3 protein-coding genes and 1 pseudogene are annotated in these 2,750 nt (G+C 40.3%); all 4 read right to left on the reverse strand.

What is annotated here, in order from left to right; all coding sequences use genetic code 11:
• A pseudogene (locus ACJMLO_RS01810) lies at window positions 1–324 on the reverse strand (hypothetical protein); the annotation flags it as partial.
• Complete coding sequence (locus tag ACJMLO_RS01815; RefSeq protein ID WP_405293344.1) at window positions 290–679, reverse strand: hypothetical protein; 390 nt, start codon at window positions 677–679, stop codon at window positions 290–292. The pseudogene ACJMLO_RS01810 and the gene ACJMLO_RS01815, both read right to left, overlap by 35 nt.
• 139 nt (window positions 680–818) lie before the next feature.
• A complete protein-coding gene (locus ACJMLO_RS01820) occupies window positions 819–1,472 on the reverse strand; it encodes a TIGR02391 family protein (RefSeq protein WP_405293346.1) in 654 nt (217 codons plus the stop codon).
• Window positions 1,473–1,654: 182 nt separating this feature from the next.
• A complete protein-coding gene (locus ACJMLO_RS01825; protein ID WP_405293348.1) occupies window positions 1,655–2,557 on the reverse strand; it encodes an ATP-binding protein in 903 nt (300 codons plus the stop codon).
• Between the last annotated feature and the right edge of the window lie 193 nt (window positions 2,558–2,750).

The raw sequence follows: 2,750 nt of genomic DNA on the forward strand, positions 1-2,750 counted from the left end.
TTCCAATGGTATAAGCCAGAGTATCTCAGCAATGTCCCAAGCCTTTGTGCCAGCGATGATTGCGACTATCGCACCCTTGCCACCATGTGCATCCTTGTTAGTGACTATAGTGTATAATTCACCATCACTGAGACTTGTCTCATCAATGCTTAAACGAGGACCTATGTTCGCCGGGAATATAAGATACCGTTCAGCATGGGCACCCTCATGAGTCTCCCATTCACGATAACCGCTCAGATGGTCTTTGTATTGACGTTCGAACTGCTTGCCGTTTATGTGATAGTATTTCTCAAGCGAAGAAGCCGCTATCGGGTATTGATCCAAGAACTCCTTTTAAAAAAGCGGCAAACTCCTTCGAGTGCCGTGTGCCTTTTGCAACAAGTTCGTAGTCGTTGCTCACTATCTCGCCAGTCTTATCATCCTTCCAGCGTCTACGCCTGACAATCAGCGTCGCACGCTTGTCACGGATAGGAAAATCGGTGATGCGACTTTCCGGAAGAAAGCCATTCTTTACATATGTGTGACCAGATTTCTTCTTAAGAATACGATCGCGTTCATCCAGACGAACACTGATACTATCTTCATGAAGTTCAAAACCTACAACTTCAAAATAATCCAACATCTCACGTGGAAACATCAACTTGACTAATGCTAAAAGTATTTTCTGTTCGTCTGTCATAACCTTTGTGTTTATATATCTGCACAAAGGTATCACTTATTTATAGAAACACATACTTTTGCGACTGATCCCTGATCGGCACGATCCAATCCAGCACCCTATCTACTCCTGTTCTCTCGTTGGACATAATTATATTGTTTTATTCAATAATACCGGTATTATAAATTGCTTGATCTACCTTATACATTAAAAGACTTGCAAAATGAAGCTTTCTTACAGCATCTTCCCTAGTGATCCGCTGATTCGAATGAGCTTTGGGATTTCTGATGCCAATCATCGCTCCGGCAAACATCTCCATATAGCCCTTTTGGACATTACGTCCGCTCTCTGTATCCATATCTGTTATTGTCAGAACAGGGCTGTTCTCAGAAAAACATTTCCTCATCAAATCTGCTCCATCATACTCAACATCTTTATGCTTTTTTACTAATCTTTTAACCCTTACATTAAGTTCTTTAAAGGCTGCCTCAATCGAGTCTGCATAAAGTTCATTATTGAACCGGTCTTTAGATACCGAATAGATATATGGATGAATGTATTGCCAGAATGGTTCGTATGTCTTTTTCAACAAAACACATTTGAGACTTTCAAGACAAAGCAATATTGTATCAGCTTCCTTGGTTACCATATATTGAGTGGACTTGTATATCAGATTCTGATGTATAACATTCCACTCCTCGGTCTCATCCAAATGATTCCGAAAAATAAAATGCGTTAACTTTTCATGAAACTCACGATACTCCGGAGTTTTATACCCTGGATTTCCCGGCATTTCCAACAGATCCCTCATCATCTCGATCAGCGAATCCAATTCTTTAACTGCATCCATTCTTATTATTGATTATTATTTACCCTTCAATATCTTCCTCCACATAAAATACAAGGATGTGTCAAATCGTAGCCAAGTCCATTCACAAGACCACGTTTAACATCAGATGGATGCACTTCCAAATATTTTGCCAGATTGAGTTTACTCTATTTATCCAACACTTCCCAATAACCACCTTTATCCGGTCCGACACGTTTAATGCGGCCTTCTTTCGACAGCTTTTCTAGATCTCTTTGAATTGTACGGGAGGTAACCCCAAATTGTTTTGCTATTTGGCTGGCACCTAATGTACTATCGTATTTTAACAGATCTATTATTTTGTCTGATCGTTTAACGACATTTTCTACGACATTTTCTACGACATTTTCTACGACATCACTGCCTGAATGCAATCCAACACCTTTCATATATTCCTCCCCAAAATGGAAAGTAGTCCAAATACCACCGGCCCTATATTCAAATGTTGGAGCTGGACATCCTTCATCCTGACAAGACTCAATTATACGTTGAATGCCACGTCCCCAAGATTCTATCTCGCCGGCACGGAAAAACACATTAGCAACATCTGGATTATATGGACGGCTACGATGAGATGTCAAAAAATCCTCTATCGTCCAGTCTTCCGGAAGAACTGCAGAATTGTAAATTTCCAATCTGTCATCGAAGACAGCAATCTGAATAGCACTATTAGATTCGTATGATTTATGAACCACACTATTCAAAAGGGCTTCTCTAAGAGCTTCTCGTGGCATAGGAAGACTTTCGACTCTCTGAATGCCCTCGTAACTGATTAAAGCTCGGAGATATTTCGTAGTAAGAAATTCAAGGGTTTGCTTTACTTGATGAAACAAATTGCCATGAACTTCATCCTGATAAATCAAATCAACGGTTCCACGGAAATAACCGATTTTCACAAATGCACCAGTCACAAACTTCTCCGGATCCGGATGAAATGTCAGAGCTGCTGCCCTCTTCAGATAAGGTCCTTCAAATAAGCGTAACTTATCAAGGAGTCCCTTGTTATCATCTTGAAGATCAGCATCAGTCATTCGGCCGCTACGTTTAGCATATTTACGGAATAAGTCAAAAGTAGCATTATCGAGATCTTAAGCATAGAGATATGGAACAGGCACACCATCCCAAGTCTTTCCCAGAGTCCTCATCATATATCTATCAAGTGCAGCACCTTTCAACTCTTGATTAGCGCCCCACTTCTTGAATAATAATGGCCTTTATAACTGA

It is taken from the genome of Methanobrevibacter sp. (genome assembly GCF_045120835.1).
GTDB lineage: Archaea > Methanobacteriota > Methanobacteria > Methanobacteriales > Methanobacteriaceae > Methanocatella.